Below are 25859 nucleotides of genomic sequence, written 5' to 3'. Positions count from 1 at the left end.
CCGCGCACGGGATCCCTCCGGTCGCGCGGCGCTGCTCGGCCCGGCAGGTCCCGCGGCGTGGTCCCGCAGCGTCATGAGCCGCCCGGCCACGAACGGCCGCCGGCTGTACGTCTGCACGGGCCAGGGGGCGTGCACCGGCTCACCCTGTGACGCGAGCACACACAGAAGTGCGGGGCGGGGCAGTGGATTTGCTGCCCCGTCCCGCACCCGTGTCCGACGGCTCAGCCCCGCAGCACCTGGACCGCTGCTTCCAGCCGCTTGCCGAAGTCACCGTCGGCCTGGCGGAAGTTGTTGATCGCGCGCTCGGCGATGTCGTCGCGCGAGACCTTGGAGATGAACCCGGCGAGGTTCTCGATCAGCCGGTCCTTCTCGTCCTCGGAGTAGAGCCGGTAAAGGTTTCCGGCCTGGACGAAGTCGTTGTCCTCGGCGTGGCGCGGGGCCTCGTGGTTTCCTGTACCGCCGGTGACCGGAAGGGGCTCCCACAGCGGTCGGCCGGTCTGGACCGGACCGCCGAAGCTGTTCGGCTCGTAGTTCTTGGTGCCCTTGTGGCGGCCGTCGTACAGATGGCCGTCACGGCTGTTCGTACGCGCCTCGGTGGCGTGCGGGCGGTTCACCGGCAGGTGGTCTGCGTTGATGCCGACGCGGTAGCGGTGGGCGTCGCCGTACGCGAAGAGGCGGCCCTGGAGCATCTTGTCCGGGGACGGTCCGATGCCGGGCACGAAGTGCGCGGGGCTGAAGATGGACTGCTCGACCTCGGCGAAGATGCTCTCCGGGTTGCGGTTGAGCTCGAGCTTGCCGATCTCGACCGGCGGGTAGTCCTCGTGCGGCCAGACCTTGGTCAGGTCGAAGGGGTTGAAGCGGTAGTCCGCCGCCTCGGCCGCCGGCATGATCTGCACCTGCACCGTCCAGGACGGGAATTCGCCGCGCTCGATGGACTCGCGCAGGTCGCGCTGATGGCTGTCCGGGTCCACTCCCGAGAGGCGGTTGGCCTCGTCGGTGGTGAGGTTCTTGATGCCCTGGTCGGTCTTGAAGTGGTACTTGACCCAGAAGACCTCGCCGGCCTCGTTGTTCCACTGGTACGTGTGCGATCCGTACCCGTTCATGTGGCGCAGCGTCGCCGGGATGCCGCGGTCGCCGAACAGCCAGGTCACCTGGTGCGTGGACTCGGGCGACAGACCCCAGAAGTCCCAGACGTTGTCGGCCTCCTGCGAGCCGGTGTACGGGTCGCGCTTCTGGGTGTGGATGAAGTCGGGGAACTTGATGGCGTCCTTGATGAAGAACACCGGGGTGTTGTTGCCGACGAGGTCGTAGTTGCCCTCTTCGGTGTAGAACTTCAGCGCGAAGCCGCGGGGGTCGCGCACCGCGTCGGCGGAACCGAGGTTTCCCGCGACGGTGGAGAAGCGCAGGAACGTCTCGGTCTGCTTGCCGACCTCGGAAAGGAATGCCGCACGCGTCCACTGCGAGACGTCGCGGGTCAGCGTGAACGTGCCGTACGCACCTGCGCCGCGGGCGTGCACTATGCGCTCCGGGATGCGCTCACGGTTGAAGTGGGCGAGCTTCTCGAGCAACGCCTGGTCCTGCACGAGGACCGGTCCGCCCGGGCCGGCCGTCTCGCTGTTCTGGTTGTCGGCAACCGGCGCGCCGGCCTCCGTGGTGAGCGGTCCCTGCGTCACGTGCGCCTCCTGCGTCATGTCCTGCACAGTTCGATCCCTGCGCAGCCTGCCCCTCGGCCGATGCCGTTTTCGATCCTACAATGGACATTGTCTAAGTCAAGCAGGGATCCAAAATCACACCCATTCGGGACTCAGCCCTCCCACTGTTAGGCTGACCCCATGAGTGACCTCCTGGAACGACTTCGTGGACGCGGCTGGCGCATGACGGCGCAGCGGCGTGTCGTGGCCGAGGTCCTTGACGGGGACCACGTGCACCTGACGGCGGACGAGGTGCACGCGAGGGCTGTCGGCCGGCTGCCGGAGATCTCCCGCGCCACCGTGTACAACACACTCGGCGAGATGGTGTCCCTCGGCGAGGTCCTCGAGGTGTCGACCGACCACCGGGCCAAGCGGTACGACCCGAACGCTCATCGCCCTCACCACCACCTGGTGTGCGCCCGGTGCGGAGCCATCCGGGACGTGCACCCGTCGGGAGATCCGCTGGCCGACCTGCCGGCCGCCGAGCGCTTCGGATTCACCGTCTCCAACGTCGAGGTGACCTACCGGGGCGTCTGCCCGAACTGTGCCGCCACAGCCTGAGCCGGGACCGGTCCCGCCCCCTGTGCGCGGGACCCCGGGTGCGGGACTGTGCCGCGCACGGGTCCCGGTTGCGCAAGATTCTGTTGCCCTGCGTGCGACCGGACATACGACTGAGGCCCGGATCCTTTTCAGGATCCGGGCCTCAGTCTTCAGTAGCGGGGACAGGATTTGAACCTGCGACCTCTGGGTTATGAGCCCAGCGAGCTACCGAGCTGCTCCACCCCGCGTCGTTGTGAGTGCAACAGTACGGGACCCCGCCGACCAGCGCAAATCCCTTCCGCGGAGACCTTTGCCCCCGGAGCGCACGGTTAAGCGGTGAGCTCCTGGTGGAGCGCTTCGAGCAACCGGGCGGCCCGCTCGGCCACCTCCGCCGGTCCGAGTTCGACGGCACGGGCACACCAGCGCTGCCCCTCCGTGAGCTCACCCCGGCGAGCGGCGAGCAGTGCGAGGCGCAGGGCGGCACGGCCATGCCCGTCGTTCGCGGCGCGGCCCCACCACAGGGCCGCCTCGCGCTCGCTGCCCTCACGGGCGAGCAGCAGGCCGAGGTTGAAGGCCCCGTTGCGGCTGCCCGACTCGGCCGCCTCGCGGTACCAGCGTGCGGCGCTCTCCATGTCGCCGCGGGCCGCGGCGAGCATCCCGGCCCGGACCTGGGCACGGCGGTGCCCCTGCTCGGCCGCGCGCTCGTACCACTCCTCGCACTCGGTCTTCTCCGGCATCGGCTCGCCCAGTCCGGGCGGTCCCGGGGGCGGCTGGCGCAGATCGAGCACGCCGGCCAGCCGGAAGGCCGCCTCCGCACTGCCGCCACCGGCAGCGCAGCGAAGATGGCGCTCGGCCTCCCGCTCCTCACCGTCGCGAAGCAGCGCCATGCCGACCTGCAGCGCCGCATCCGTGTGCCCTGCGGCGGCCGCCCGCTGGTACCAGCTCAGCGCCGTACGGTCCTCGTCGCGTCCGGCGTGCAGGATGCCGAGGTTGAACGCCGCATCGACACTGCCCGCTTCGGCCGCCTTGGAGAACCACGGCTCGGCACCGCTGCCGTCGCCCGCCTGGAGCAGCAGCACGGCCAGCGCGTTGGCGGCCTCGCGATGTCCTGCGTAGGCGGCACGGCGGTACCACTGCTCGGCCTGCGGAGTGCGGTCCTGGGCCGCGCAGAGCAGGCCGAGGTTGTACGCACCGTTGACGTCGCCCGCGTCCATCGCGGCGCGGTACCAGCGCTCGGCGGTCTGCTGCTCGCCGCGGGCCGCGTGGAGTGCCCCCAGGGCGTTCGCGGCATTGCCGTCGCCGTCCTGGGCGGCGCGCAGCCACCACACGGCCGCGCTCTCCTCGTCGCCCGCGTCGCGCAGCAGGAAACCGAGGGCGCAGGCAGCGCGGGGCTCACCGTCCTTGGCCGCGGTGAGGTACCAGCGGCCCGCATCCTTGAGCTCACCGCGCTGCTCCAGGATGGCCCCGAGGTGCAGGGCGGCACGGCGGTGACCGCGGGCGGCAGCCTGCCGGTACCACTGCTCGGCCTCGCCCACCCGGCCGGACGCCGGGCCCGCGACGGGACCGTCGCTCTTCCCCGTCGCGACACGGCCGTCCAGAACGCTCGGCGCGCCCGTTCCGGCGCTCCGCCCCATGCCGAAGGCGTCCTGCGGCTCCTCGACAGCGTTGCGTTCCAGGATGCGTGCGAGGCGGTACGCAGCCTCGCGGTGACCCTGTTCGGCGGCAGCCCGCAGCCAGCGCTCGGCTCCCACGTCGCTCCGGTGCTCGAGCAGGTCGGCCAGGGCGTAGGCGCCCAGCGCGTGGCCCTGCTCGGCGGACTGACGCAGCCAGTACTCGGCCCCGGGCTCGTCGCCGCACTCCCGGAAATGGCGCCCGAGGGCGTGCGCGGCGGCGGCGGACCCGGCGACGGCTGCGATGCGCCACCACCCGGCCGCCTCGTCCGCGTACCCGCGCTGATGGAGGAGGACGCCCAGGTTGTTGGCTGCGGCCCGGTCGCCCTCGGCGGTGGCGGCACGCAGGTAGGACTCGGCACCGTCGAGGTCGCCGCGGCGCAGCAGGAGCGCACCGAGGACGCTCATCGACGCGGCGTCGCCGGCCTCCGCCGCGCGACGGTGTCGCGCCTCGATCTCGGCGTGATCCGTGGTATCTGTGGTGTCCGTGGCGTAGGCGGCGTCCTCGGCGGAAGTGTCGTCAGCGGTGCCTGCGGCCTCGGCGAGGGCAGCGGCAAATACCGCATCCGCCACGTTTTCCGTCTTTCGGACGTGTCGCTGCACAAACCGCCCTGTCTCCAACAGAGTTGCCCTGTCCCCCATAAATACCATCGTCGCACCACCTGCAACCCGCGTACACCTGGTATACCGCGGCCAGTGAGGTCACTTCAGCGTTTTGTCGACATGCCCACAGAGAGACAAGTCAAACACGTTCAAGCTCAACTGGTGCTCTGCGAACCGCACTTCGCACCGACAACTTGAGAAAGTGCCCGAGGCGACGATCGACGGCACGACGAAGGCCCGGATCCTTTTCAGGATCCGGGCCTCAGTCTTCAGTAGCGGGGACAGGATTTGAACCTGCGACCTCTGGGTTATGAGCCCAGCGAGCTACCGAGCTGCTCCACCCCGCGTCGTTGTGTTCAAACCGTACCACGACGCGGGGTGGAACATTCTCAGCTGCCCTGGTCCTCGCCCTTCTCATCGGCCTTGTCGGCCGTGTCGGGCTTGGCCGCCGTGTCCGCCGTGTCCGCCGCGTCGGCTCCGCCGGCGGCCTTGGGCTGGGCGGCCGCCGCTCGCCTGAGGGCGTCCTGCAGGTCCGCCTGCGCCTTGCCGTAAGCGGTCCAGTCGTTCTTCTTCAGGGCCGCCTCACCCGCGGTGTACGCCTTCTGCGCATCCGCGATGGCCTTCTTCAGAGCGGCCTCCCCGGTGGCAGGCGGTTCGGTGGTGTCACCCGGTGGCTCGTCGGGCTCCGTCGGCGGGGTGGTCGTATCGGACTCCTCCACACCGAAGACCGCGTTGAGCGCCTCCCCGAGGCTGTTCTCGAAGACGATCTTCGACCCGTACGAGGCGGCGACCTTGCGCAGCAGCGGATAGTTCTGCGTGCCACCGCGCGTGTACACCGGCTCGATGTAGAGGAAGCCGCCATCCAGCGGCACGGTCAGCAGATTGCCGTACTCGATGTCCGAGTCGGTGCCCTTGAGGTTCCTCACGAACTCGGCGACGTCGTCGTTGCCGTTGAGCTCACTCTGTACCTGGCCCGGGCCCTTCACCGTGGTGGTGACTCTCAACAGCCTTATGGTGCCGTAGTCCTCGCTGGCCGCGTCCGCGTCCACCGCCATGAACGCCCCGAGGTCGGGCCGCCCCTTCGGTGTGAACGTCGTGGTCAGGGAGAACTTCTGCGCGTCCTGACCTGGCATCTTCATGCTCAGGTAGTACGGCGGAACGGCCCCGGGCTCCTTGTTGGTGGGGTCGTCCGGAACCTGCCAGGCGTCACTGCCGCTGTAGAACTGCGCGGGATCCTGGACGTGGTAGCGCGTGAGCAGTTCCCGCTGGACCTTGAACAGGTCCTGCGGGTAGCGCAGATGGTCCATCAGGTCCTGCGGGATGTCCCCCCGCGACTTCACGGTTCCCGGGAACGCCTTGCGCCAGGTCTTGAGCACCGGGTCCTCGGTGTCCCACTCGTAGAGCTTGACCTTGCCGTCGTACGCGTCGACGGTGGCCTTCACCGAGTTGCGGATGTAGTTGACCTGGTTCTGCTGGGCGACGACGGCGCGCTGGTTGGTGGTCAGCGAGTCCGCCGTGGTGTCACCGAGCGTCGTACGCGATGCGTACGGGTAGCCGTTGGTCGTCGTGTAGGCGTCGACGACCCACTGGATCCTGCCGCCCACGACCGCCGGATAGGCGTCCCCGTCGATGGTCAGCCAGGGGGCGACCGCTTCGACGCGCTCCTTGGGGGTGCGGTTGTACAGGATCCGCGAACCCTCGCCGATGGCCCCGGAATAGAATATCTGCGGCTCGCTGAAGGACACGGCGTAGGCGGCGCGGTTGAAGGCGTTGCCGAGACTGACCCCGCTGTTGCCCTTGTAGCTGGTGGTCTTCTCGCCGTCCTCCTCGTAGTCGAGCTCCTTCTGGGGTCCTCCGACGATGGAGTACTGCTCGGTCTTCTCGCCGTAGTAGATCCGCTGCTCGTACTTGGGCAGCTCACCGGTGGTCGGCAGGCCCGACTCCGTGAAGTCGGGGGAGCCCGCCGGGTTGGTGCCCGTCGTGGTGCCCCGGGCCGCGATGGCGCCGTAGCCGTGCGTGTACGTGAAGTGGTCGTTGATCCAGTTCCGCTTGGGGAGGCCGTCGAGGTTGAGCTCGCGCAGGCCGATGACGGTGTCCTGCTCCTTGCCGTCGGTTCCCTTGTAGCGGTCGACGTCCAGGGTCTTGGGGAACTGGTAGTAGTTCCTCTTCTGCTGGAGCTGCTGGAAAGCCGGCGAGACGACGTTCGGATCCATCACGCGGTAGCTGGCCGCGGCGTCCGCACCGGCCCGGAGCTTGGCGCCGTCCGTGGTCGTGCTCTTGCCCGAGTAGTCGTCCACCTTCGCGTCGTCGATGTCGTAGGCATCGCGGGTCGCGTCGATGTTCTTCCGGATGAACGGTGCTTCCTTGGCCTGCTCGTTCGGCTGGACCTGGAACTTCTGCACGATCGCCGGGTAGAGCCCGCCGATCAGGATCGCGGAGAGCACCATCAGGCCGAAGCCGATCACCGGCAGCTGCCAGGTGCGCCGCCAGAGCGTCGCGAAGAACAGCAGGGCGCAGATGACGGCGATGCAGAAGAGGATCGTCTTCGCCGGAAGGTAGGCGTTGGCGTCGACGTACCTCAGGCCCGTCCAGTTGTCCGTGGCCTTGAAGTCACTCGACTTCACGGCGAGGCCGTACCGGTCGAGCCAGTACGCCACGGCTTTCAGCGAGACGAAGATGCCGAGCAGCACGGAGAGATGGCCGGTGGCCGCACCCGTGGCCCGTGCGCCGGGGCTGGTGATCCGCAGCCCGCCGTACAGGTAGTGCGTGAGCGCTGCGGCGATCAGCGACAGCACGGCAGCGGCGAAGCCGAAGCCGAGCATGAAGCGGTACCACGGCAGGTCGAAGGCGTAGAAGGACACATCCAGCTTGAACTGGGGGTCCTTCTGCCCGAACGGCACGCCGTTGACGTACATCAGCCACGTACGCCACTGGCCCGACGCGGACGCTCCGGCGATCAGCCCGACGAGAGCGGTGATCGCGAGCAGCACCCACTTCTTGTACGGGGCGACGCTCATCCGGTAGCGGTCCAGGCTCTGCTGCTCCAGCGACATCGCGCTCAGCGGCGGCCTCAGCCGGTGCGCGAGCCAGATGTTCACGCCGACGGCGATGGCCATCAGCAGTCCGAAGACGAGGAACAGCCCGATCTTGGTCCACAGGGTGGTGGTGAAGACGGACGAATACGCGACCGACCGATACCAGAGCCAGTCTGTCCAGAACCCGGCGAACATGACAAAGGCCATGGCGAGAACCGCCAGGACACCCAGTGTCATGAGCAGGGTACGGACGCGCCGGGACGGGCGGCCGACTCTGATCCGTGGCCCGGTCGGGCCTCCGCCGCGGTCCGGCATCTGGAAAGCCAACGTGCGCACCTCGAAGTTCGCGGTCGTGTGAAGCAGGCCCAGCGATCGTAGAGCCCACCTATGCAACTTACTGAGGCTTTACCTAGTTCCCGTTCCCGGGGCGGAAGGAGGCAGGATATTGACCATGCCCAACGTTTCCCCCTCAGGCCCTCCGATGGCCGCGAGCCCCCTCACCGTCGCCGTACTCGAAATCGACGCCTACGCCGCAGGCCTCGGCTGGGATCAGCCCGCCCGCCTGTTCGCCCTCGTCGACACCGCCAGGCTGCGCGCCAGCGAGCCGGGCCTCGCAGCCCAGCTCGGTCTCGACGACGCCGCGTCGACCACCGCGGCCTTCACCCCTATCGAACAGGAGGAGCTTCCCGACGGCACCGCCCTGGACGAATTCCTCGCCACGATCGCCTGGCCCGACGCCGTGGTCGGCTGCGCCATGACGGTGGAGCGGCTGATGCTGCCGCCGTCCGCCGAAGCCTCCGTACCGGAAGGCCTCAGCGACAGCCAGCTGACCAAGTGGGTCGCCAAGCACCCGGACCGGCAGGAGGTCCGGATGACCGTGGCGGTTCTGCGGGACGGGGCGCGGGACTCCGCTGTGCGGCTGCGGGAGAAGGACTCCCCGACCGAGGTCCTGACCGGTGCGGGCCTGGTCCCGGGCCTTGCCGAGGCACTCGCGGCCACCTTCGAGGCCTAGAACTCACGGTTCCGCGGGCTGGTCCCGTCCCGCGGAACCCGGCTGGTCCCGTCCCGCGGAACTGTCCCGGCCCCTGCCGTCGCGCGGGGGCCGGCATCAGCCTGCCGTCGCGCGGACCGGCTCAGCCTGTCGAGCAGCTCGGCAGGCCTGCCGGATCCCCTGCGCGGATCTTCTCCAGCGACTTCTTCGCGTCGTCGAGGGTCTTCACCCTCACCAGGGTCAGACCGCTCGGGGTGTCGGCCGCCGCGGAGGCACAGTTGTCGTCCGGGGTGAGGAAGTACCGGGCGCCGGCATCGCGCGCACCGACCAGCTTCATGTTGATGCCGCCGATCGGCCCGACCTTGCCGCTGTCATCGATGGTGCCGGTGCCCGCGATGAACTTCCCGCCCGTCAGCTGTCCGGGCGTGAGCTTGTCGATGATGCCCAGCGAGAACATCAGCCCGGCGCTCGGGCCGCCGACGTCGGCGAGCTTGATGTCGATCTCGAACGGGAACGTGTGGTCGGTCCCGGCCTGGATGCCGACGATCGCGCGGTCCTCCGAAGGGGCCTTCCGCGTGGTGAGGGTGATCTCACGCGTGCCCCGCGGCTCCTTGCCGGCCTTCTCGGCCGCGGCCGCCGCCTTGGCGGGGATGATCGTGAACACGACGTCCTCACCGGGCTTGTGTTCGGTGACGAGCTTCGCGACGTCCTCGGGCTGCTTGACCGCCGTACCGTCGACGGCCTTGATCACGTCGCCCGCGTGCAGCTTGCCCTGGGCGGGGCTGTCCTTGACGACGGTGGAGACCACGACGCGTGAGGTGACGGGGATCTTCAGTTCCTCGAGGGCCGCGACCTTGGCGCTCTCCTGGGACTGGCTGAACTCCTCCGCATTCTCCTGCGTCGACTCCTCCTCCGTCTTGCCGTCCGGGTAGAGGGTGTCGTGCGGCACGATCACGCTGTCGTGGGCCAGCCAGCCGTAGACGGCCTCGACGATGTTCATGTCGTAGTCCGCGCCGGTGACACGGACCGTCGTCATGTTGAGGTTCCCGGACGTCGGGTAGGTCTTGCGGCCGGTGATGTGCAGAACGGGTTCGCCACGCGCGTCGCCGAGGGTGTTCACGGTCGGGCCGGGAGACATCTCCGAATACGGCACGGGGATCAGCACGCCCACGCAGAGCAGCGCGATCAGGATGAGCGTGGAGGCGAGCATCGTCGCGGTGCGGCGTGGCATGGAACGACAGTACGGGAAGGGCTTGTCAGTGCACCGTCGGGGCCGGTCCGTACGGGGCGCGAGGCCGCGTGGCACGGGGTCGGCAGAGGGGGCCGCCGGTCACCTCACTGCGCGGAGAACCGCGCGGAGGAGGAGTGTGGACACGATGCGGGATTGGCAACTGCGTACAGCCGCCGCGGTCTCAGACCGTCTCGGAACCGGAGTCCGACTTCTCCATCGCTTCACGGAACCTGGCGTAGCCGGCGAGTTCGGTGACGTCGCCGGTCGTTCGATTGCGGGCTGCCCACCCTCCCCATATCGCCGCGCCGAGAGCGGCGAAAAGTGGAATCAAAAGCCAAGCGAGTGCTGCCATCACGACCTCCCTACCCCATGAGCGACCGCAACTGACGATCAGAAGATTAACCACCTGCAGGACCAACGCTCGTGGCAGGGGTGCGGTTACGCAAATCGGGGCTGAACACCCCTGGGGCGGTTTGCGCTCAGCAAGCGCCGACCCACTCCTCCGTGCCGTCCGAGAAACGCTGGTGCTTCCAGATCGGTACCTCGTGCTTGAGGTCGTCGATCAGCTTGCGGCAGGCCTCGAAGGCCTCACCCCGATGGGCGCAGGAGACGGCGACCACCACCGCCAGATCGCCCACACCCAGCTCACCCACCCGGTGGACGGCGGCCAGCGCCCTCACCGGGAACTGCGCGACGACCTTCTCCGCCACTCTGCGCAGCTCGTCCTGGGCGCTCGGATGGCAGGAGTAGCCGAGCGTGCCGACATCCTGTCCGTCGTCGTGATTGCGCACCGTGCCGACGAAGAGCGCGATGCCACCGGCGGCGTCGTCGCCGACCGCACGGAAGATCTCGTCGACGGAGAGCGGCGTCTCCCTGATCTCCAGCAGCCGGATCGGGTCCTGAGCTGCCTGCTCGCCGGGGTGGTCGTGGGTGCGTGCCATGGGACCCATCGTGCCGCACGGCGCCGACATCGCGGAATAGCGCTTTCGACCAGCAGGCCGGCCGGCCTGCTTGGAGCCTCCTACAGGTCCCCCCTGGAGCGTCCGGTGCGCACCCGGGGAGACGGGGGACCCGGGCCTCTCTAGAAGCGGCGGCGCGCTTTGCGGGCGCGGCGTACCAGCGCCGCCGTGCCCAGGAGCGCGACCGTGGCTCCCGCGGCGCCTGCCGCGGTGGCGTCCTTGCGGCCGAGGCGGCGGCCGGCGACCGTATGGCGCCCCTCCACCTCTTCCAGGAGCGCTCCGAGGACCTCCTCGTTGGTCCACCGCGGCCGCCAGCCGACGTCATGGAGCCGGCTGACGCTGACGACCCAGGGGTGCATGGTGTAGGCGAGGTCGCCCGCCGGGGACGGGGTGAGGCCGATCCGGTGCAGCCTGGCCGCTGCCCCGAGGGCGACGGCGGACGGCAGTTCCATCCGGCGCACGCCGGAGAGCTCCTCCACCTCTTCCTGTTCCAGCCAGCCGTCGCAACCGACCGCGAACTCCCCGTCGATCTTCTCCAGGGCCGCGTACTCCAGGGCGCTCACCAGGTCCTCGACGTGGCAGAACTGCCAGGTGGGGCGCGATCCGGCAACGACCAGGAGCCTCGGGGACTCGAAATAGCGGGTCAGCGCGGTGTCCGTACCGCCGACCAGAACGGTCGGGCGTACCACCGTGACATTGAGTCCGGGGTGGGCACGGGGTGCTCGGCGCCCGAGCCGTTCGATCTCCAGCAGGTCGCCGACACCGGTGGCCTCGGCCGTGGCACGCAGTTCGGCGTCCTCGGACAGCGGGATGTCGTTGTCGGGAAGCGCGCCGTAGACCATCGCCGAGGTGCACAGCACGACCCGGTGGACCCCGACGGCCGCTGCGGCCGTCAGCACGGTCTGGGTGCCGCGTACGTTGTACGCGGTACGGGCCGCGGGGTCGGTCTCCAGGTCGAGATCGAGTGCGAGGTGCACGACGACATCCGCCCCGCGCAGTTTCTCCGCGATGGCGGGGTCCCGTACGTCCAGGATGTGCCATGTGGCCTCGGACACCTCCCCCCGGCGCTCGTCGATGGCGATGACCTGCTTGATCTCGTCGGATGCGGCGAGATGGGCGGTGAGAAGTTCACCGACGCCGGTCGCGGCGCCGGTGACCGCGACAACGGGGCCCCGGCTTCTGGAAGGATTCTTTGTCGGCTTGCTCTCGGGCGTGGGGTCGGCCAGGTTTCGCGCTGCGCGAACCTGTGGATCTGGGGAACTCACCGGGCGTCTCCAGCGGTTGTCTTCAGTACGTACCCGAATGACGCGTACGTACCAGGTGGCGTCCATCCTGCCGCAGGCCGGGAGCCGGCGGAGCACTGAGGCCCTAAGCGGCCTTTGGTGTCTACGCTGGATGGTGATGTCGGGCAGTCGCCGTCGGTTCGAGCCGACGGCCCTACGAGCCGAGGAAACCCGTGAGTGACACCCCATTCGGATTCGGCCTTCCGCCGGAGGAGCCGGAAAACGGCGACGAAGGCAAGAAGAAGGACCCCACCGGAGGTGGGCAGGGTTCGGGCGGGCCGGCGAACCCGTTCGGCATCGGGCCGGGCGCGGGCGGGGACAACCCGTTCGCCGCGATGTTCGGCACGATGAACCCGAACGACCTGGGAGCGGCCTTCCAGCAGCTCGGCCAGATGCTGAGCTACGAGGGCGGGCCCGTCAACTGGGACATGGCCAAGCAGATCGCCCGCCAGACGGTGTCGCAGGGCACGCCGGACGGCAGCAAGGACGCGAGCGTCGGCCCGTCGGACCAGTCGGCGGTCACCGAGGCGCTGCGTCTGGCGGATCTCTGGCTGGACGGCGTGACGTCGCTGCCCTCCGGTTCCGTCTCGACGGTGGCGTGGAGCCGTGCGGAGTGGGTCGAGGCGTCCCTTCCTGCCTGGCAGCAGCTGGTGGACCCGGTGGCCGAGCGGGTCGGACTGGCCATGGGCGACGTCCTGCCCGAGGAGATGCAGGCCATGGCGGGCCCGCTGATCGGGATGATGCGCTCGATGGGCGGTGCCATGTTCGGTCAGCAGATCGGGCAGGCGGTCGGCGTGCTCGCCGGCGAGGTCGTCGGATCGACGGACATCGGGCTCCCTCTGGGCCCGGCGGGCAAGGCAGCGCTGCTTCCGCTGAACATCGAGCGGTTCGGTAAGGACCTGAGCGTCGCGCAGGACGAGGTGCGGCTGTATCTCGCGCTGCGAGAGGCCGCCCACCAGCGGCTCTTCGCCCACGTTCCGTGGCTGCGCTCGCATCTGTTCGGTGCGGTCGAGGCGTACGCGCGGGGCATCAAGGTCGACACCAGCAAGCTTGAGGACGTCGTCGGCCAGTTCGACCCGACGCAGCCCGAGCAGTTGCAGGACGCGCTCCAGCAAGGCATGTTCCAGCCGGAGGACACACCGGAGCAGAAGGCCTCGCTCGCCCGCCTGGAGACAGCGCTCGCCCTCGTCGAGGGCTGGGTGGACGCCGTGGTGCACGAGGCCGCGAAGCCCCGGCTGACTTCGGCGGACGCCTTGCGCGAGACGATGCGCAGGCGCCGTGCGTCCGGCGGTCCGGCCGAGCAGACCTTCGCCACCCTGATCGGCCTCCAGCTGCGTCCGCGCCGCCTGCGGGACGCTTCGAGGCTGTGGGCCTCGCTGACGGACGCCCGGGGCGTCGACGGCCGTGACGGCCTGTGGGAGCACCCGGACATGCTGCCGACGGCCCACGACCTGGACGACCCGGACGGGTTCGTGCACCACGAGCAGCTGGACTTCTCCGAGCTGGACAAGATGCTCGGCGAGGCCGCGAAGGGCCCGCACAAGCCTGCCGCCGAGGAATCGGACGGCTCGGACGGCTCGGACGGCTCGGACGGCTCGGACGGCTCGGACGGCTCGGACGGCTCGGACGGCTCGGACGGCTCCAAGCGCGACGGCAAGGACGACACCGACAAGTGAGCCTGCACGACGACGCCGTTCTCGTACTCAAGGGCTACGACTCGGAGCAGGAGGACCAGAGGGAGCTGCGCCGGACGTACCTGGACCATCTGGCCGGGCACCCGGACGGCATGTGGAAGGCCTGCGGGGCCGGGCATCTGACGGCCAGCGCCCTGGTGATCGATCCGGAACGGGGCCGGGTTCTGCTCACTCTGCACAGGAAGCTGCAGATGTGGCTCCAGATGGGCGGCCACTGCGAGCCGCAGGACTCCAGTCTGGCCTCCGCGGCCCTGCGTGAGGCCGCGGAGGAGTCCGGGATCTCCGGACTGACCCTGCTGCCCGGAGGACCGGTCCGGCTGGACCGTCACCCCATTCCGGCGCCCTGTCACTGGCACCTCGACGTCCAGTACGCGGCTACGGCTCCCGCCGGCGCGACGGAACGGATCAGCGAGGAATCCCTCGATCTGCGCTGGTTCCCGTACGAAGAGGTGGCCGGAGTCGCGGACGCCTCGGTCGTGCGGCTGGTGGAAGGGACCCGGGCACGGCTGGAGCACGGCCACTAGCGCACGCGCAGGCATGAGCAAGGGGCGGCCTCGTCGAGAGGCCGCCCCTTCCCTGTACCGGATCCGGGTGACTCAGTTCCAGGCGTTGTTCTGGTTCTGGCTGTGGGCGCCGTGCTGACCCACGCCGAACTGCGCTGCCGCACCCTGGCCGATCTGCGCGTGCTGCGGAGGCAGCACCTCACTCGGCTGGACGAGCGCGAAGCCCTGGCCCAGGAAGCTGAGCTCCCAGCCCTCCCCCGTGTTGCCGCGGCGCCTGAATACGCCGGAGGAGTGCGTCTGCGCCTGCATCTGCACCCTCAGCCCACTCGACCAGGCAACGATCGCGTCGGCGTCGGCATTCACGTACTTGTCGGGCGTGACCTGCATCATCAACGGCTGGCCCGAGGTCATCAGCGCGACCTTGCCACTGCCGGAGATGTTGAGCTGGTACTTGCCCGTGCCCGAGATCCCGTACTGGCTGTCCACCGCGATGACCTCGGTGTGCAGCGACGAGTCGAGGGCGAGGACGTACGCGCTGTCGACCGTCAGGCCCTCGCGGTCGACATCGACCACGTGGATGTACTGGGCGAGGTTGGCCAGGTAGACCGTTCCCTGGCCCGAGCAGCGCATCAGGTCGAGGCCTTCGCCCGTCCTCCTGCGGGCGTTGCGCTGTCCCTGCGACTGGTATTCGCCGTCGAATTCCATGAGCCCCTGATAGGCGACCATGGCTCCCTTGCGGGCGAGGACGTCGTCATGACCGGACAGCGCGACCCGCAGGAGCTGCGGGTTCTGGACGGTGTACCGGTCCTGCGACTGCTGTTCGGTGAGGCTGAAAAGCGGACTCTGCATGATGTGTTCTCCCCCCGCTCAGTTCCGGACCCGAAGGCGATCGGTACTGTCCTCGCTCGGCTGGACGACGACGATGCCCTGACCCGAGAAGGCCATCTGGTATGCCTCTCCGCTGCCCCGCCCGATGAGCGAGCTCGCCTTGAAGCTGCGCTTGCCCTTGACCTTCAGGTTCGGGGACCACGCGACGAGCGCGTCGGGGTCGACGTACGTCTCGTCCTCGCCCCGGCCGCAGTCGACGACGATCGGCGTGCCGCGCGAGGTGATCGCGACCCATCCGGTGCCTTGGACGCAGACGTTCCACAGGCCCTGGCCGGCGAATTTGGCCAGGCCCTTGACCCGCTCCACACCCCAGGTGAGGTGGCCGTCGAAGGCGAGGAGGTTGGTGCCGTTGACCGAGAGCGAGTCGTTGTTGAGATTGATGACGACCACATCGGCGCCGTAGTCGGCGAGGTAGAGCAGCCCGTCACCGGCGCACTTCATCAGAGGCGCGCCCTCGCCGGTGATCCACTGCGAGGCGATCTGGCGGACGGCGGGCGGGTTGGGCTCGTACTGGATGAAGCCCTCGTAGGCCACCATCGAGCCGGTGCGTGCGTAGAGGTCCTGCCCGGAGGCCATGGCGACCTTGAGCATCGTGCGGCCGTGGTTCTCCATCCGGGCCGTGACGGGGGTCGGGGCGAAGCCCGCGAGTTGCTGATTCATGACGGGCTCCCTCAGACCTCGTAGGGCTGGACGACGATGAAGTTCCCGGGGGCTCCCCGGAACTGGAGGTTCACGGTCTCCCCGCTGTGGCCCGGATACGCGTTGCGGCGCAGTCGGACCTGGCTGGAGATGATCACCTGCGACGCCGCCGACCAGGCCACGACCGCGTTGCAGTCGGCGAACGTGGTCGGGGTGACCGGCAGGACGACCGGAACACCGTGGGTCTTGACGACGACGGTGCCCGTGCCCTGGAACTGCATGGTGAACAGAGCACCGCCGGGAATCCCGTGCCCTTCGATCCTGCGCACCTCGTACTGCAGCGACTCGTCGAAGGCGAGGACGCTCTCCGCCGAGACGCAGATGCCGTCACCCTGCAGCTCGATGGGGTGCAGGTGCGATCCCTCCTCGGCGAGGAAGACCTGCCCGCGACCCGTGCAGCGCATGAGCTGCATTTCCTGGCCGGTGGCGTTACCGATCATGCGGCCCGCGAAGCCGGCGCCCTTGTAGCCGAAGTCGACCTTCCCCTGGTACATCACCATGCTGCCCTGGCGGGCGAGCACAGGTGTTCCTCCCATGGTCAGGTCCACGCGCATGAGCTGCTGGTTCTGCGAGGTCCAGCGCTGCCCGGTGGCCGTCTCCTTGTACGGCTGCAGGGCTGCCTGCAGCCCTGCACCGGCCTGCGGGACACCCTGGGGCACCACTCCCTGGGGCACACCGGGCGGCATGCCCGGAGGCTGCTGCCCGTACGGGGCCGGAGCCTGCTGACCGAACGGCGGGGCCGGCGGTGGCTGCTGACCGTACGGCGGCGCGGCCTGGCCAGGGACCTGACCGAACTGCGGCTGCTGAGGCGGCTGCCCGTACGGTGCCGGCGCCTGCGGTGCCAGGGGCGCCGCGATCGTCGGCGCGGCGTGCACCGGCTGCTGCGGTGCGGCGGGCGCCCCGAACGACGGTGCGGGCTGCGGGGCATGGGGCGCTGCCGGGGCGCCGAAAGCGGGGGGCGCGGTGGACTGGGCGGGCGGGGCGAACGACGGCGCCGCACCCTGTGGCTGTGGTGCTGCCGGAGCTTCCTCGGCGACCTCGCCGCCGAAGTTCTTGAGCAGCGCGTCCAGGCCGCCGTCGAAGCCCTGGCCCACGGCGGCGAACCGCCACACGTCCTTGAGGTAGAAGTCGCCCAGCATGACCGCGCGCTCGGTGGTGAACTCCGAACCGGTGAAGGCGTACTTCACCACTTCCTCGCCGCCGGCGACGATCCGGATGTACCCGGGGCCGACCTGCGACATCTGCCCCGCACCGTCGAGAGTCGCGGTGAACGAAAGCTTGTGGATGTTCGCCGGAATGCGGTCGAGGGTGACGCGGAAGGACTCGGTGTCGCCGGCCTGGGCACCGAGCAGCTGAATGGACTCCTCGGGTGATTTCGGCTGGTTGAAGAAGATGAAATACCGGTCGTCCGAGAGCTGCTCATTGGCATCGAGACCGAAGCAGCTGATGTCGAACGTCAGGCCGGGTCCGGCGATCTGCACACCTACGTACAGATCCGTCCCTGGCGTGAGATCACTGATCTTGGCCTTGTGGCCGCGTTGGAATTCCCTGGCCATGCGTAACGACCGTCCCCCATCCCGAATGTAAATCCGTCGCGTCAGGCTAACCGCAAACCCCGACATTGAGCTAAGTCGGTACAGACCCGGTACAGAATCACCGAACGTCACTCTTCACGTGCGGTGGGCAGATGCGGCAGCCGCTCGGCCGCCACGACTCCTTCGAGATAGCCACGCGCCCGCTCGGTACGCGGATACGCCTCCAGCAGGCGCCAGAAGCGCGGCCCGTGTCCGGGAACCAGCAGGTGGGCCAGTTCATGGAGGAGGACGTAGTCGACGACGTACTCCGGCATGCCCTGCAGCCGGTGCGAGAGACGGATGCTGCCCTCCGCCGGGGTACAGGAACCCCAGCGGGTGTTCTGATTGGTCACCCATCGCACCGAGGCGGGGCGCGCCCGGCCCTCGAAGTACTGGGCGGAGAGCCCTTCGGCACGTTCGGCGAGCTCGCTGTCGCCGATCACCCGCTTGCTCTCCTGAGCGGCGAGCTTGTCGAGCATCACGCCGACCCAGCGCTGCTCCTCCGCCTCCGACATCCGGGCGGGGATGAGAACGATCGTGCGGTCGCCCTCGCGGTACGCCGAGACCGTTCTGCTGCGCCGGGCGCTTCTGCGGACCTCGACCGCACTCGTCACCGATGCGCGGGACTGGTGGGCGGCCGCGCTGCGCCGGTGGCGTCCGGCGCTGCGCACGGGGGTCTCCCCGGCGAGGCCGGGTGAAGAGTCGGCGGACACGCCATGACGTTACCCGCTGTCGGCGCGGGAAGTCCCGCCCCCCGGACGGTTCGGCGTTGATCCACTTCTCCGCGTGCACCATTTGAACGACTAATGCCCCAGCCTGTGGATAACTTTCTGCACGTTTCGCCACCGCGTTGCATTCTGACAACGGATCCAGGCGCCGGCCGATACCGACCGGCGCAACCCGACACCGACCGGGGAGAAGTCATGCATCCGATGTTGAAACCTGCGCTCCGCCGGGCCTGGCGCGGGCGGAACACCGTGCAATTCGGTGTGACGCCCGCGCATGCCGTGACGCTGGGTCCGATGGATATCGCTACCGGGAGTTTCCTCGAACTGCTCGACGGAACACGCGGACTCGCGTTGCTGCGCGAAGAGGCCGAAGCACTGGATCTGTCGGACCGTCATGTGGACGTCCTGGTATCACGCCTGACGGAGGCGGGGTTGCTCGACGACTTGAGTGCGGGTGGTCCGGAGGCCGACGCGTTACGCCGACGGGCCGAGACCCTGGAGCGGCAGCGCCCCGACGCCGCGTCACTTTCCGTCGTCCATCCGGAACCCGGGAGCGGGCTGCGCAGACTCGCGGCCCGGCGCGCGATGCGGGTCCAGGTACGGGGTGCGGGCAGGGTCGGCGCCGCGATCGCCGCGGTGCTGTCCGGGGCGGGAGTGGGCAGGGTCGAGGTGCTCGACGGTGGCCGCACCGAACCGTGGGACATCGCGCCCGGCGGTCTTCCGGCGGCGGCCGTCGGGGAGAGGCGGGATTCGGCGGCCCGGCAGCTGGTCCGCCGGTCCGCGGCCGGCGGACCTCCCCGGCAGGCGGAGACAGCAGGCGCTCAGGCGGGCGGCGAGCCCGCACTGTCCCTGATCGTGGTGGCGCCGCGGGACGGACTCTCGGTCTACGCCCCCGATCCGGATACGGCCGCGCCATGGATCGCCTCAGGTACGCCGCATCTCTACGCGGGAGTGATCGAAGCCACCGGGGTGGTCGGTCCGCTGGTGCTGCCGGGCGGCACCGGCTGTGCAAGCTGTCTGGCGCTGCACCGTGCGGAGCAGGACCCGCAGTGGCCGCGGATGCTGGCGCAGTGGAAGTCCGGGCGGCGCAGCACGGTGCCGGCCTGCGATCTGGGGCTGGCGACGGCGGTGGCCGGTCTCGCGGCAGCCCATTCACTCTCTTTTCTCGACGGGGAACTGCCTGCCGTCACCGGTGCCCGCTGGGAGGCCGCGCTGCCTCTGCTGGAGTGGCGGGCAGAACGGCTGGGCGCCCACCTCGACTGCTCCTGTGGTGCTGCCGGGCAGACTGAGGGGGAGCTCACCTCCGCGGCCTGCCCGGCACAGGACACAATGGCGGGGTGGCCGCCGCCGACGGAGCAGGGCCGAACACTCACGCGGCACGGCAGTCTGGGACTTGGAGGGGCACATGTCTGATCTTCCCCGGAAGGCGGTCACCCGTACCGCGAAGCTGGCCGCGCTGCCGCTCGGCTTCGCCGGGCGTGCCACGTGGGGTCTGGGCAAGCGGATAGGCGGCAAGTCCGCCGAGATCGTTGCCCGTGAGGTCCAACAGCGCACGGCGGATCAACTCTTCAAGGTATTGGGCGAGTTGAAGGGCGGTGCGATGAAGCTCGGGCAGGCGCTGTCCGTTTTCGAGTCGGCGCTGCCCGAAGATGTCGCAGGCCCGTACAGAGCGGCACTGACCAAACTTCAGGAGGCCGCTCCGCCCATGCCGACCCGCACCGTCCACGGCGTGCTGGCCGAGCGGCTCGGTGAGGACTGGCGGGAACTGTTCCTCGAATTCGAGGATCGGCCGTCCGCCGCCGCGTCGATCGGGCAGGTCCACCGCGCTGTGTGGCACGACGGGCGCGACGTCGCCGTGAAGGTGCAGTATCCGGGCGCGGGTGAGGCACTGCTCTCGGATCTGACCCAGCTCAGCCGCTTCGCGAGGCTGCTCGGTCCGCTGATTCCCGGGATGGACATCAAGCCGCTCATCACGGAACTGCGGGACCGGGTCTCGGAGGAGCTGGACTACGCGCTGGAGGCTCAGGCCCAGCAGGAACACGCGGCGGAGTTCGAGGACGACCCCGATGTGGTGATCCCCGGAGTGGTGCACCAGTCCGAGCAGGTGCTGGTGACCGAGTGGATCGACGGAATCCCCCTGTCGGAAGTGATCGCCGATGGCACGCAGGAGCAGAGGGACCGGGCGGGTCAGCTGCTCGCGCGCTTCCTCTTCTCGGGGCCGGCACGAACCGGCCTGCTCCACGCCGACCCCCACCCGGGCAACTTCCGGCTGCTGCCTCCGCCGGGCACGGAAGCGGAGGAGGAGGCCGGCGAGGAGGGGGCTGCCGAGGCGGGCAGCACCGAGGGAGATACCGACCGGTGGAGGCTGGGGGTCCTGGACTTCGGAACGGTGGACCGGCTGCCGGGCGGACTGCCGCGGACCATCGGCGACTCACTGAGGATGACGCTGGAGGGTGATGCCGAGGCCGTGTACCAGCTGCTCCGTGGGGAGGGGTTCGTCAAGGACTCGATCGAACTCGCGCCGGACGCCGTACTCGACTATCTCCTGCCGATCATCGAACCGGCACAGGTGGACGAGTTCACCTTCACCCGCTCCTGGCTGCGGAGTCAGGCCGCCCGCATCGCCGACCTGCGCTCCCCCGCCCACCAGCTGGGCAAGCAGCTGAACCTTCCGCCGTCCTATCTGCTGATACACCGCGTCACACTGAGCACCATCGGCGTGTTGTGCCAGCTCGGTGCCACGGTGCGTCTGCGGGACGAACTGGAGTCGTGGCTGCCGGGGTTCCTCCTGGAAAACGAGCCGGATCGGGAGAACGAGGACGATCAGGCGGGCGAGGGCGTCCAGGCGATTCAGGAAGATCAGTTGGGCGCGTACGGCCAGGAGGGCGCAACGGTCGAGGCCCGGAGCCTTTCCTGACAACTGCGGCCTCCCCCGTCACCACCAGTCGGAGTCCAGCCGGCCCTCGATCGCCCGAAGATGGGACCGGGAACAGTCCTCGCAGAAATACTGGCGTCTGCCGTTCTCCACAGAACAGATCCAGGTCACGGGTGCCGTGTCGCCATCGGCGACGGCGCCGCACCGGGCACATGACACCTGCCCGGCACCCGGCCCGGCCGGGCGATCAGTCTCCTCGTCCACCTCGCGACGATATCCCCGTCGGTCCGGCGGGCTCGGCACAACGCACCGCGGGGCCGGCCTGTTCGGACCGGCCCCGCGGAAGGGGTGGGTGGCTGCGCGAGGGGCAGAGCGGTTGCCCCCGCAGCCGTGCCGCCGTCTCGCGGCGGGCACATCGTGCTGCTGGCGGCGCTGCTAGTGCATGACCGCCATGGCGAGCGCACGGCGGGCGCGCATCGAGGCACGCTCCGCCCGGCGCTGCATCCGCCGGGCGGCCACCAGGCGCACTGCCTGGCGATCCACCTCGGCTTCCCTCAGGCGGTCGTGCATATGCGCACGGGCCAGGGCTTCTGGGATGAGTTGCATCTCGCGGGTCCTGTTCTGACGCGAGTCGTTCGCGCCGATGATGGTGACGTCCGGGGTCGCGGAGCCGACGGGCTCCTTCGTGGGGGTGATCATTGGTGCCTGATTTCGGGGGTCATGGGTCTGGGGACGGTCGATGGTTCCGATGCGCTTTGTTCGTGTGGGGGACATGACCCCCAGGCCGGCGGTCACGCCGCGACCGGGTTCTTGCGCGGACGGCCACGCGGACGCTTGCGGGCGACCACGACGCCCTGGACGAAGAGCTCGCCACCCCAGACGCCCCACGGCTCGCGACGCTCCTTGGCGCCGGCGAGACAGGCCTCGACGAGCGGACAGGTCCGGCAGAGGGACTTGGCGTACTCGACGTCGGCCGGCGTCTCGGCGAAGAAGACCTCCGGGTCGTACGAACGGCAGGGGACGGGTACGCCGAGGTTCTCGATGGCGTCGTCGAGCGCGGTGAGCGCGGTGAGCGGGATCAAGGTGGAGTCCTCCGTGAGGCCGGGCGGGGAGATCGTGTCGGAAGGCGGTACGGACGGGGCGTGCGTTTCGGTTTGCACGGTGGTGTGGTCCTCGTCTGGTCGTGCCGGCCTGTTGGCCGGTTGGCTGCTGGTACCAGTACTGCTTGTCCCGAGGCTCCTTCGTCTCGTCTCATCCGTTCGGACAAAACAAAAGGGCCGCGGATCCCGAGTGGGGTTCCGCGGCCCTGAAGGCGCCGGCCTGATGCTGGATCAGGCTGGATCACTCCAGGGTTCAGGCCCACGGAAGGCCCACATCGTGTGGTGCTGTGTCGTCTGCTTCTTGGCTCCTGCACCGACGGCCGCAAAGGCATAGGCGCGAGCCTGTCCCTTCGCTACTGCTGCTGCCGGTGCCTCGGTCGGTCGCTCATTGCGCTCCCGAACGGGCAGGCTCGCCAGAGACAGAGGGCTGCCGACGGAGACGCCGAACACACCGGTGACACGAAGCGAAAGTTCCGAAGAGCAGGCGAGGCCGAGCGAGCAGGCGGAGGCGACCGACGGATCGGTCATTTTGATGGTGTTGATGATGCTGATCACAGGAATCGCCTCCTCTCGGCGTCTCAGGGGACCGGCCGGAGCCGGTCCTGCGTATTCGGATAAGTACAGCACGGAATCAGGGCTTCAGAGAAGTCGCTGTTCCCGTGGTTAAGAACCTATGGTGATGACTGCTGCGGGCGCAAACTATTTTTTCGACGAGTTTTTCTCACATGCCGTCGTCGCCCGCTCCTGACTCCGGTTCCAGCGTCCGACCTGCGCAGATGTCGAGCACATCGGCTCCGAAGCGGGTCAGCTTCCGGTTGCCGACACCGGCGATGACGACGAGCTCGCCCTCGGTGTCCGGCACGGCCTCGGCGATCGCCATCAGCGTCTTGTCGGTGAACACGCAGTACGCGGGCTGGCCGATCTCCTTCGCCCGGTCCGCACGCCACTGCCTCAGCCGCTCGTACAGCCCCTCGTCCATGTCGGACGGGCAGTCCTCGCAGCGCATCAGCTTCATCTCGCCGGCTTCGGTCAGGGTCTTGCCGCAGACCCGGCACAGCACCGGCCCGCGGCGCCTGGGCCGGGCCGCCGCCCCGGAGCCATCGCTGCCCCTGCCCGTGCCCGCAGCCGAGCCGCGGTCGATGCCTCCGCCTCCCCCTGCGCCGCCCCGTGTGCCGAAGGCGGTCGAGCCGGGCCGCAGACCGTTCAGGAAGCGGGTCGGCCTGCGGCCGCCGCGACCGCCGGGAGAGCGGGAAAGGGCCCAGGACAGCGAGAGGTGGAATCGGGCCCGGGTGACACCGACGTACAGCAGCCGGCGTTCCTCCTCGACCTGCTCATCGGTCTTGGCGTAGGCGATCGGCATCATGCCCTCGGTGAGCCCGACCAGGAAGGCTGCGTCCCATTCCAGCCCCTTCGCCGAGTGCAGCGAAGCCAGCGTGACGCCCTGGACCGTGGGGGCGTGCTGGGCGGCGGCCCGTTCGTCGAGTTCCGCCACGAGGTCGGAGAGCGTCGCTCCCGGCTTGGCCTGTTCGAAGTCCTCGGCCAGACGCACCAGAGCGGCCAGTGACTCCCAGCGGTCCCGGACCGCACCCGACCCGTTGGGCGGCTTGGATGTCCACCCCTTGGTGGAGAGCACCGCCCGCACCTCGGAGGGCAGTCCCTCGGCTCCGTCGAGCAAGGAGTCGTTGCCCCCGGCGCGGGCGGCGCCGCGCAGGGCGACGCCCGCCTCCCGTACCTCCGCACGGTCGAAGAAGCGCTCCGCGCCGCGCAGCTGATAGGGCACACCGGCATCGGCGAGGGCCTGCTCGTAGACCTCGGACTGGGAATTGACCCGGTACAGCACGGCGATCTCGCCGGCCGGGACACCCGCAGCGATCAGGTCACGGATCCGCCGGGCGGTGCCCTCGGCCTCCGCGGGCTCGTCCGCGTACTCCGTGTAGGAGGGCTCGGGGCCCTTCTCGCGCTGCGAGACCAGCTCCAGCCGGTGCTCCGCCGCTCTGCCGCTCGCCTGGCTCAGCAGTCCGTTGGCCAGATGGACGACCTGGGGCGTGGAACGGTAGTCCCGCACCAGCTTGACCACCGTCGCGTTCGGGTGGCGGGTGCGGAAGTTCAGCAGGTGGTCGGGGGTCGCCCCGGTGAAGGAGTAGATCGTCTGGCTGGCGTCACCGACGACGCACAGGTTGTCCCGGTCGCCGAGCCAGAGGTCGAGGAGCCGCTGCTGGAGAGGGCTGACGTCCTGGTACTCGTCGACGACGAAGTGCTGGTACTGGGTGCGCACGTGCTCGGCGATGTCGTGCCGGTCCTGAAGGATGCCGACGGTGAGAAGCAGCACATCCTCGAAGTCGATCACCGACCGGTCGCGCTTGAGCTGCTCGTACATCGCGTAGATCTGTGACAGCTCGGCAGGATCGCGCGGGGCGTCGCGCTGGGTCTTGGCGACCGCGGCCGGGTAGTCGGCGGGCACGGTCTGGGTGACCTTGGCCCACTCGATCTCGCTCGTGGCGTCCCGCAGCTCATTGCGGTCGAGCCGGACGCCGCAGCGTGCCGCTGCCTCCGCGACCAACTGGACCTTGCGCTCCACCAGACGCGGCAGCGCACCACCGACTGCTTTCGGCCAGAAGTACTGGAGCTGGCGCAGGGCAGCGGAGTGGAACGTCCGCGCCTGCACCCCGGTCGCGCCGAGCTGGCGGAGCCTGCCCCGCATCTCGCCGGCGGCGCGGTTGGTGAAGGTGACGGCGAGCACGGTCGTCGGCTGGAGTATCCCGGCCCTCACCCCGTACGCGATGCGATGCGTGATGGCTCGCGTCTTGCCCGTACCGGCTCCGGCCAGCACGCACACGGGTCCGGCGAGGGCCAGCGCGACCTCGCGCTGCTCCGGGTCGAGCCCGTCGAGGACGGCGTCCGCGGACTCGGGGACCTGCGGGAAAAGGGTGGAATGCGTTGCTGCTGTCACCCTGCCATGCTGCCAGGTCGCGGGAGGCGGGTGCGGAAGTTGTCCACAGGGGGTGCCGTTTGTCGTACTGATACGGGTGCGACCGCGGGAATGGCGGCCGGGTCCCGTACGTTCCCTGCATGCGGGAAGGGACGGGAACGTGTCCTTTCCGCGTTCCAGCGAGACGGACGAGACAAGGGAGCGCCAGCGACATGCCGGGCACTGTGACGATGTACAGCACCACGTGGTGCGGCTACTGCCGCCGGCTCAAGGGCCAGATGGACCGCGAAGGCATCGCGTACACCGAGGTCAACATCGAGCAGGACCCGGATTCGGCAGCGTTTGTCGAGAAGGCGAATGGCGGAAACCAGACGGTCCCGACCGTGCTCTTCCCCGACGGTTCGACGCTGACGAATCCCTCGCTGGCCCAGGTCAAGCAGGCGCTCGGCGCAGCCTGATCTCTTGTGCGTACAGAGTGGCCCCCGCTACGGCGGGGGCCTTCTGCATCGTCCCGGACGGTCGGCGTACCGATCGACGCGCGTCTGAGCCGTGACCGGCAGGGCTTCGGGTTCGGCGTCGCCCAATATCCGTTCGGCGTCGCCCTGAATCCGCTCGGCGGTCTCCACCGAGCAGCCGACGTGGGTGGACAGCGGGCCCCAGTCCGTGGTCACCACCCGGCTGCGGTCGTCCGGCACGTGTCCGGCTCCGTTCTCGGAGCGGCCGAGCCGCTCCTGGAGCCGGGCCGGCTCCGTGCCGTCGTACTCCCGTGCCCGCACGTCTGTCGTGGCTCCCCTTGTCCGGGCAGGAGAGGTAGCACGTCCCCGCGCATGTCACACGGGGCGCCGCACCGTGCCGCCGCACCCCGC

The 25859-nt window shown here is 69.2% G+C and carries 24 protein-coding genes and 2 tRNA genes; 7 read left to right on the top strand and 19 right to left on the bottom strand.

Annotated features, from left to right (window positions below; translation table 11 throughout):
- Window positions 1–221: 221 nt before the first annotated feature.
- The gene (locus tag ABZS61_RS13815) at window positions 222–1673 is read right to left on the bottom strand and encodes a catalase (protein WP_356419133.1); all 1452 of its coding nucleotides are present in this window, start codon (window positions 1671–1673) and stop codon (window positions 222–224) included.
- 159 nt (window positions 1674–1832) lie between these two features.
- Here ABZS61_RS13815 and ABZS61_RS13810 point away from each other — a divergent pair, with 159 nt between their 5' ends.
- A complete protein-coding gene (locus ABZS61_RS13810; protein WP_356419130.1) occupies window positions 1833–2252 on the top strand; it encodes a Fur family transcriptional regulator in 420 nt (139 codons plus the stop codon).
- A 153-nt stretch (window positions 2253–2405) separates the two neighbouring features.
- Here the strand turns inward: ABZS61_RS13810 and ABZS61_RS13805 are convergent.
- From ABZS61_RS13805 to ABZS61_RS13790, 4 genes are all read right to left on the bottom strand, one after another.
- Window positions 2406–2479: transfer RNA gene (locus ABZS61_RS13805), tRNA-Met, on the bottom strand.
- Between the two features lie 81 nt (window positions 2480–2560).
- Window positions 2561–4552 carry a tetratricopeptide repeat protein gene (locus ABZS61_RS13800; RefSeq protein WP_356419127.1) on the bottom strand — a complete coding sequence of 664 codons (1992 nt, stop codon included), beginning with the start codon at window positions 4550–4552 and terminating at the stop codon, window positions 2561–2563.
- A 225-nt stretch (window positions 4553–4777) separates the two neighbouring features.
- A tRNA-Met gene (locus ABZS61_RS13795) sits at window positions 4778–4851 on the bottom strand.
- Between the two features lie 42 nt (window positions 4852–4893).
- On the bottom strand, window positions 4894–7854 hold the full coding sequence (locus tag ABZS61_RS13790) for a UPF0182 family protein (protein WP_356419412.1): 2961 nt from the start codon (window positions 7852–7854) through the stop codon (window positions 4894–4896).
- A gap of 136 nt (window positions 7855–7990) precedes the next feature.
- On the opposite strand from ABZS61_RS13790, the gene ABZS61_RS13785 reads away from it, so the two are divergent.
- Complete coding sequence (locus tag ABZS61_RS13785) at window positions 7991–8551, top strand: PPA1309 family protein (protein ID WP_356419124.1); 561 nt, start codon at window positions 7991–7993, stop codon at window positions 8549–8551.
- Between the two features lie 121 nt (window positions 8552–8672).
- Here ABZS61_RS13785 and ABZS61_RS13780 read toward each other — a convergent pair whose 3' ends face one another.
- From ABZS61_RS13780 to ABZS61_RS13765, 4 genes are all read right to left on the bottom strand, one after another.
- Entirely contained in the window at window positions 8673–9761 is a 1089-nt protein-coding gene (locus tag ABZS61_RS13780) for a PDZ domain-containing protein (RefSeq protein WP_356419121.1), read from the bottom strand.
- Window positions 9762–9942: 181 nt separating this feature from the next.
- A complete protein-coding gene (locus ABZS61_RS13775; RefSeq protein ID WP_351181275.1) occupies window positions 9943–10113 on the bottom strand; it encodes a hypothetical protein in 171 nt (56 codons plus the stop codon).
- Window positions 10114–10240: 127 nt separating this feature from the next.
- Window positions 10241–10702: a molybdenum cofactor biosynthesis protein MoaE gene (locus ABZS61_RS13770; RefSeq protein WP_356419117.1), complete on the bottom strand. Its 462-nt coding sequence runs from the start codon at window positions 10700–10702 to the stop codon at window positions 10241–10243.
- Between the two features lie 140 nt (window positions 10703–10842).
- Complete coding sequence (locus ABZS61_RS13765; RefSeq protein WP_356419114.1) at window positions 10843–11985, bottom strand: SDR family oxidoreductase; 1143 nt, start codon at window positions 11983–11985, stop codon at window positions 10843–10845.
- Window positions 11986–12176: 191 nt separating this feature from the next.
- Here ABZS61_RS13765 and ABZS61_RS13760 point away from each other — a divergent pair, with 191 nt between their 5' ends.
- Together ABZS61_RS13760 and ABZS61_RS13755 are read left to right on the top strand one after the other, a co-directional pair.
- The gene (locus tag ABZS61_RS13760; RefSeq protein ID WP_356419111.1) at window positions 12177–13679 is read left to right on the top strand and encodes a zinc-dependent metalloprotease; all 1503 of its coding nucleotides are present in this window, start codon (window positions 12177–12179) and stop codon (window positions 13677–13679) included.
- Window positions 13676–14221 (top strand): NUDIX hydrolase, encoded by a 546-nt coding sequence (locus ABZS61_RS13755; RefSeq protein WP_356419108.1) that lies wholly within the window; start codon window positions 13676–13678, stop codon window positions 14219–14221. The genes ABZS61_RS13760 and ABZS61_RS13755 overlap by 4 nt, the downstream gene beginning before the upstream one ends.
- A gap of 72 nt (window positions 14222–14293) precedes the next feature.
- On the opposite strand, the gene ABZS61_RS13750 is transcribed toward ABZS61_RS13755, so the two are convergent.
- From ABZS61_RS13750 to ABZS61_RS13735, 4 genes are all read right to left on the bottom strand, one after another.
- Window positions 14294–15049, bottom strand: a complete 756-nt coding sequence (locus ABZS61_RS13750; RefSeq protein WP_356419105.1) for an AIM24 family protein — start codon at window positions 15047–15049, stop codon at window positions 14294–14296.
- A gap of 18 nt (window positions 15050–15067) precedes the next feature.
- Complete coding sequence (locus ABZS61_RS13745) at window positions 15068–15748, bottom strand: AIM24 family protein (protein WP_356419103.1); 681 nt, start codon at window positions 15746–15748, stop codon at window positions 15068–15070.
- Window positions 15749–15759: 11 nt separating this feature from the next.
- Entirely contained in the window at window positions 15760–17343 is a 1584-nt protein-coding gene (locus tag ABZS61_RS13740; protein WP_356419100.1) for a TerD family protein, read from the bottom strand.
- A 107-nt stretch (window positions 17344–17450) separates the two neighbouring features.
- Window positions 17451–18074, bottom strand: a complete 624-nt coding sequence (locus tag ABZS61_RS13735) for a M48 family metallopeptidase (RefSeq protein ID WP_356419097.1) — start codon at window positions 18072–18074, stop codon at window positions 17451–17453.
- 210 nt (window positions 18075–18284) lie between these two features.
- On the opposite strand from ABZS61_RS13735, the gene ABZS61_RS13730 reads away from it, so the two are divergent.
- Window positions 18285–19502 (top strand): ThiF family adenylyltransferase, encoded by a 1218-nt coding sequence (locus ABZS61_RS13730; protein ID WP_356419094.1) that lies wholly within the window; start codon window positions 18285–18287, stop codon window positions 19500–19502.
- Window positions 19495–21006 (top strand): AarF/ABC1/UbiB kinase family protein, encoded by a 1512-nt coding sequence (locus tag ABZS61_RS13725; RefSeq protein WP_356419091.1) that lies wholly within the window; start codon window positions 19495–19497, stop codon window positions 21004–21006. Before ABZS61_RS13730 ends, ABZS61_RS13725 begins: the two co-directional genes overlap by 8 nt.
- An 18-nt stretch (window positions 21007–21024) precedes the next feature.
- Here ABZS61_RS13725 and ABZS61_RS13720 read toward each other — a convergent pair whose 3' ends face one another.
- The 5 genes from ABZS61_RS13720 to ABZS61_RS13700 form a co-directional block, all read right to left on the bottom strand.
- Window positions 21025–21228: a hypothetical protein gene (locus tag ABZS61_RS13720; protein ID WP_356419089.1), complete on the bottom strand. Its 204-nt coding sequence runs from the start codon at window positions 21226–21228 to the stop codon at window positions 21025–21027.
- Between the two features lie 171 nt (window positions 21229–21399).
- Entirely contained in the window at window positions 21400–21759 is a 360-nt protein-coding gene (locus ABZS61_RS13715) for a hypothetical protein (protein WP_351167946.1), read from the bottom strand.
- A complete protein-coding gene (locus ABZS61_RS13710) occupies window positions 21756–22124 on the bottom strand; it encodes a WhiB family transcriptional regulator (RefSeq protein ID WP_351167944.1) in 369 nt (122 codons plus the stop codon). Before ABZS61_RS13710 ends, ABZS61_RS13715 begins: the two co-directional genes overlap by 4 nt.
- A gap of 171 nt (window positions 22125–22295) precedes the next feature.
- Window positions 22296–22619: a hypothetical protein gene (locus ABZS61_RS13705; RefSeq protein ID WP_356419085.1), complete on the bottom strand. Its 324-nt coding sequence runs from the start codon at window positions 22617–22619 to the stop codon at window positions 22296–22298.
- Window positions 22620–22785: 166 nt separating this feature from the next.
- Window positions 22786–25014, bottom strand: a complete 2229-nt coding sequence (locus ABZS61_RS13700; RefSeq protein WP_356419082.1) for an ATP-dependent DNA helicase UvrD2 — start codon at window positions 25012–25014, stop codon at window positions 22786–22788.
- Between the two features lie 191 nt (window positions 25015–25205).
- On the opposite strand from ABZS61_RS13700, the gene ABZS61_RS13695 reads away from it, so the two are divergent.
- Window positions 25206–25451 (top strand): mycoredoxin, encoded by a 246-nt coding sequence (locus ABZS61_RS13695; RefSeq protein ID WP_356419079.1) that lies wholly within the window; start codon window positions 25206–25208, stop codon window positions 25449–25451.
- 27 nt (window positions 25452–25478) lie between these two features.
- On the opposite strand, the gene ABZS61_RS13690 is transcribed toward ABZS61_RS13695, so the two are convergent.
- A complete protein-coding gene (locus tag ABZS61_RS13690; protein ID WP_356419076.1) occupies window positions 25479–25769 on the bottom strand; it encodes a hypothetical protein in 291 nt (96 codons plus the stop codon).
- Between the last annotated feature and the right edge of the window lie 90 nt (window positions 25770–25859).

Origin of the sequence: Streptomyces sp. NPDC005566 (genome assembly GCF_040605575.1) — a bacterium.
In the GTDB taxonomy this organism is placed as follows: Bacteria; Actinomycetota; Actinomycetes; order Streptomycetales; family Streptomycetaceae; genus Streptomyces.
The sequence above is the reverse complement of the archived record's forward strand: the minus strand, read 5'-3'. Positions and strand labels throughout refer to the sequence as shown.

Excerpts from the sequence above, each read along its gene's own strand:
- ABZS61_RS13775 (WP_351181275.1), bottom strand. The coding sequence starts at position 10,113 with ATGGCAGCACTCGCTTGGCTTTTGATTCCACTTTTCGCCGCTCTCGGC.
- ABZS61_RS13725 (WP_356419091.1), top strand. The coding sequence starts at position 19,495 with ATGTCTGATCTTCCCCGGAAGGCGGTCACCCGTACCGCGAAGCTGGCC.
- ABZS61_RS13810 (WP_356419130.1), top strand. The coding sequence starts at position 1,833 with ATGAGTGACCTCCTGGAACGACTTCGTGGACGCGGCTGGCGCATGACG.
- ABZS61_RS13790 (WP_356419412.1), bottom strand. The coding sequence starts at position 7,854 with ATGCCGGACCGCGGCGGAGGCCCGACCGGGCCACGGATCAGAGTCGGC.
- ABZS61_RS13785 (WP_356419124.1), top strand. The coding sequence starts at position 7,991 with ATGCCCAACGTTTCCCCCTCAGGCCCTCCGATGGCCGCGAGCCCCCTC.
- ABZS61_RS13770 (WP_356419117.1), bottom strand. The coding sequence starts at position 10,702 with ATGGCACGCACCCACGACCACCCCGGCGAGCAGGCAGCTCAGGACCCG.
- ABZS61_RS13750 (WP_356419105.1), bottom strand. The coding sequence starts at position 15,049 with ATGCAGAGTCCGCTTTTCAGCCTCACCGAACAGCAGTCGCAGGACCGG.
- ABZS61_RS13745 (WP_356419103.1), bottom strand. The coding sequence starts at position 15,748 with ATGAATCAGCAACTCGCGGGCTTCGCCCCGACCCCCGTCACGGCCCGG.
- ABZS61_RS13740 (WP_356419100.1), bottom strand. The coding sequence starts at position 17,343 with ATGGCCAGGGAATTCCAACGCGGCCACAAGGCCAAGATCAGTGATCTC.
- ABZS61_RS13780 (WP_356419121.1), bottom strand. The coding sequence starts at position 9,761 with ATGCCACGCCGCACCGCGACGATGCTCGCCTCCACGCTCATCCTGATC.
- ABZS61_RS13800 (WP_356419127.1), bottom strand. The coding sequence starts at position 4,552 with ATGGTATTTATGGGGGACAGGGCAACTCTGTTGGAGACAGGGCGGTTT.
- ABZS61_RS13730 (WP_356419094.1), top strand. The coding sequence starts at position 18,285 with ATGCATCCGATGTTGAAACCTGCGCTCCGCCGGGCCTGGCGCGGGCGG.
- ABZS61_RS13695 (WP_356419079.1), top strand. The coding sequence starts at position 25,206 with ATGCCGGGCACTGTGACGATGTACAGCACCACGTGGTGCGGCTACTGC.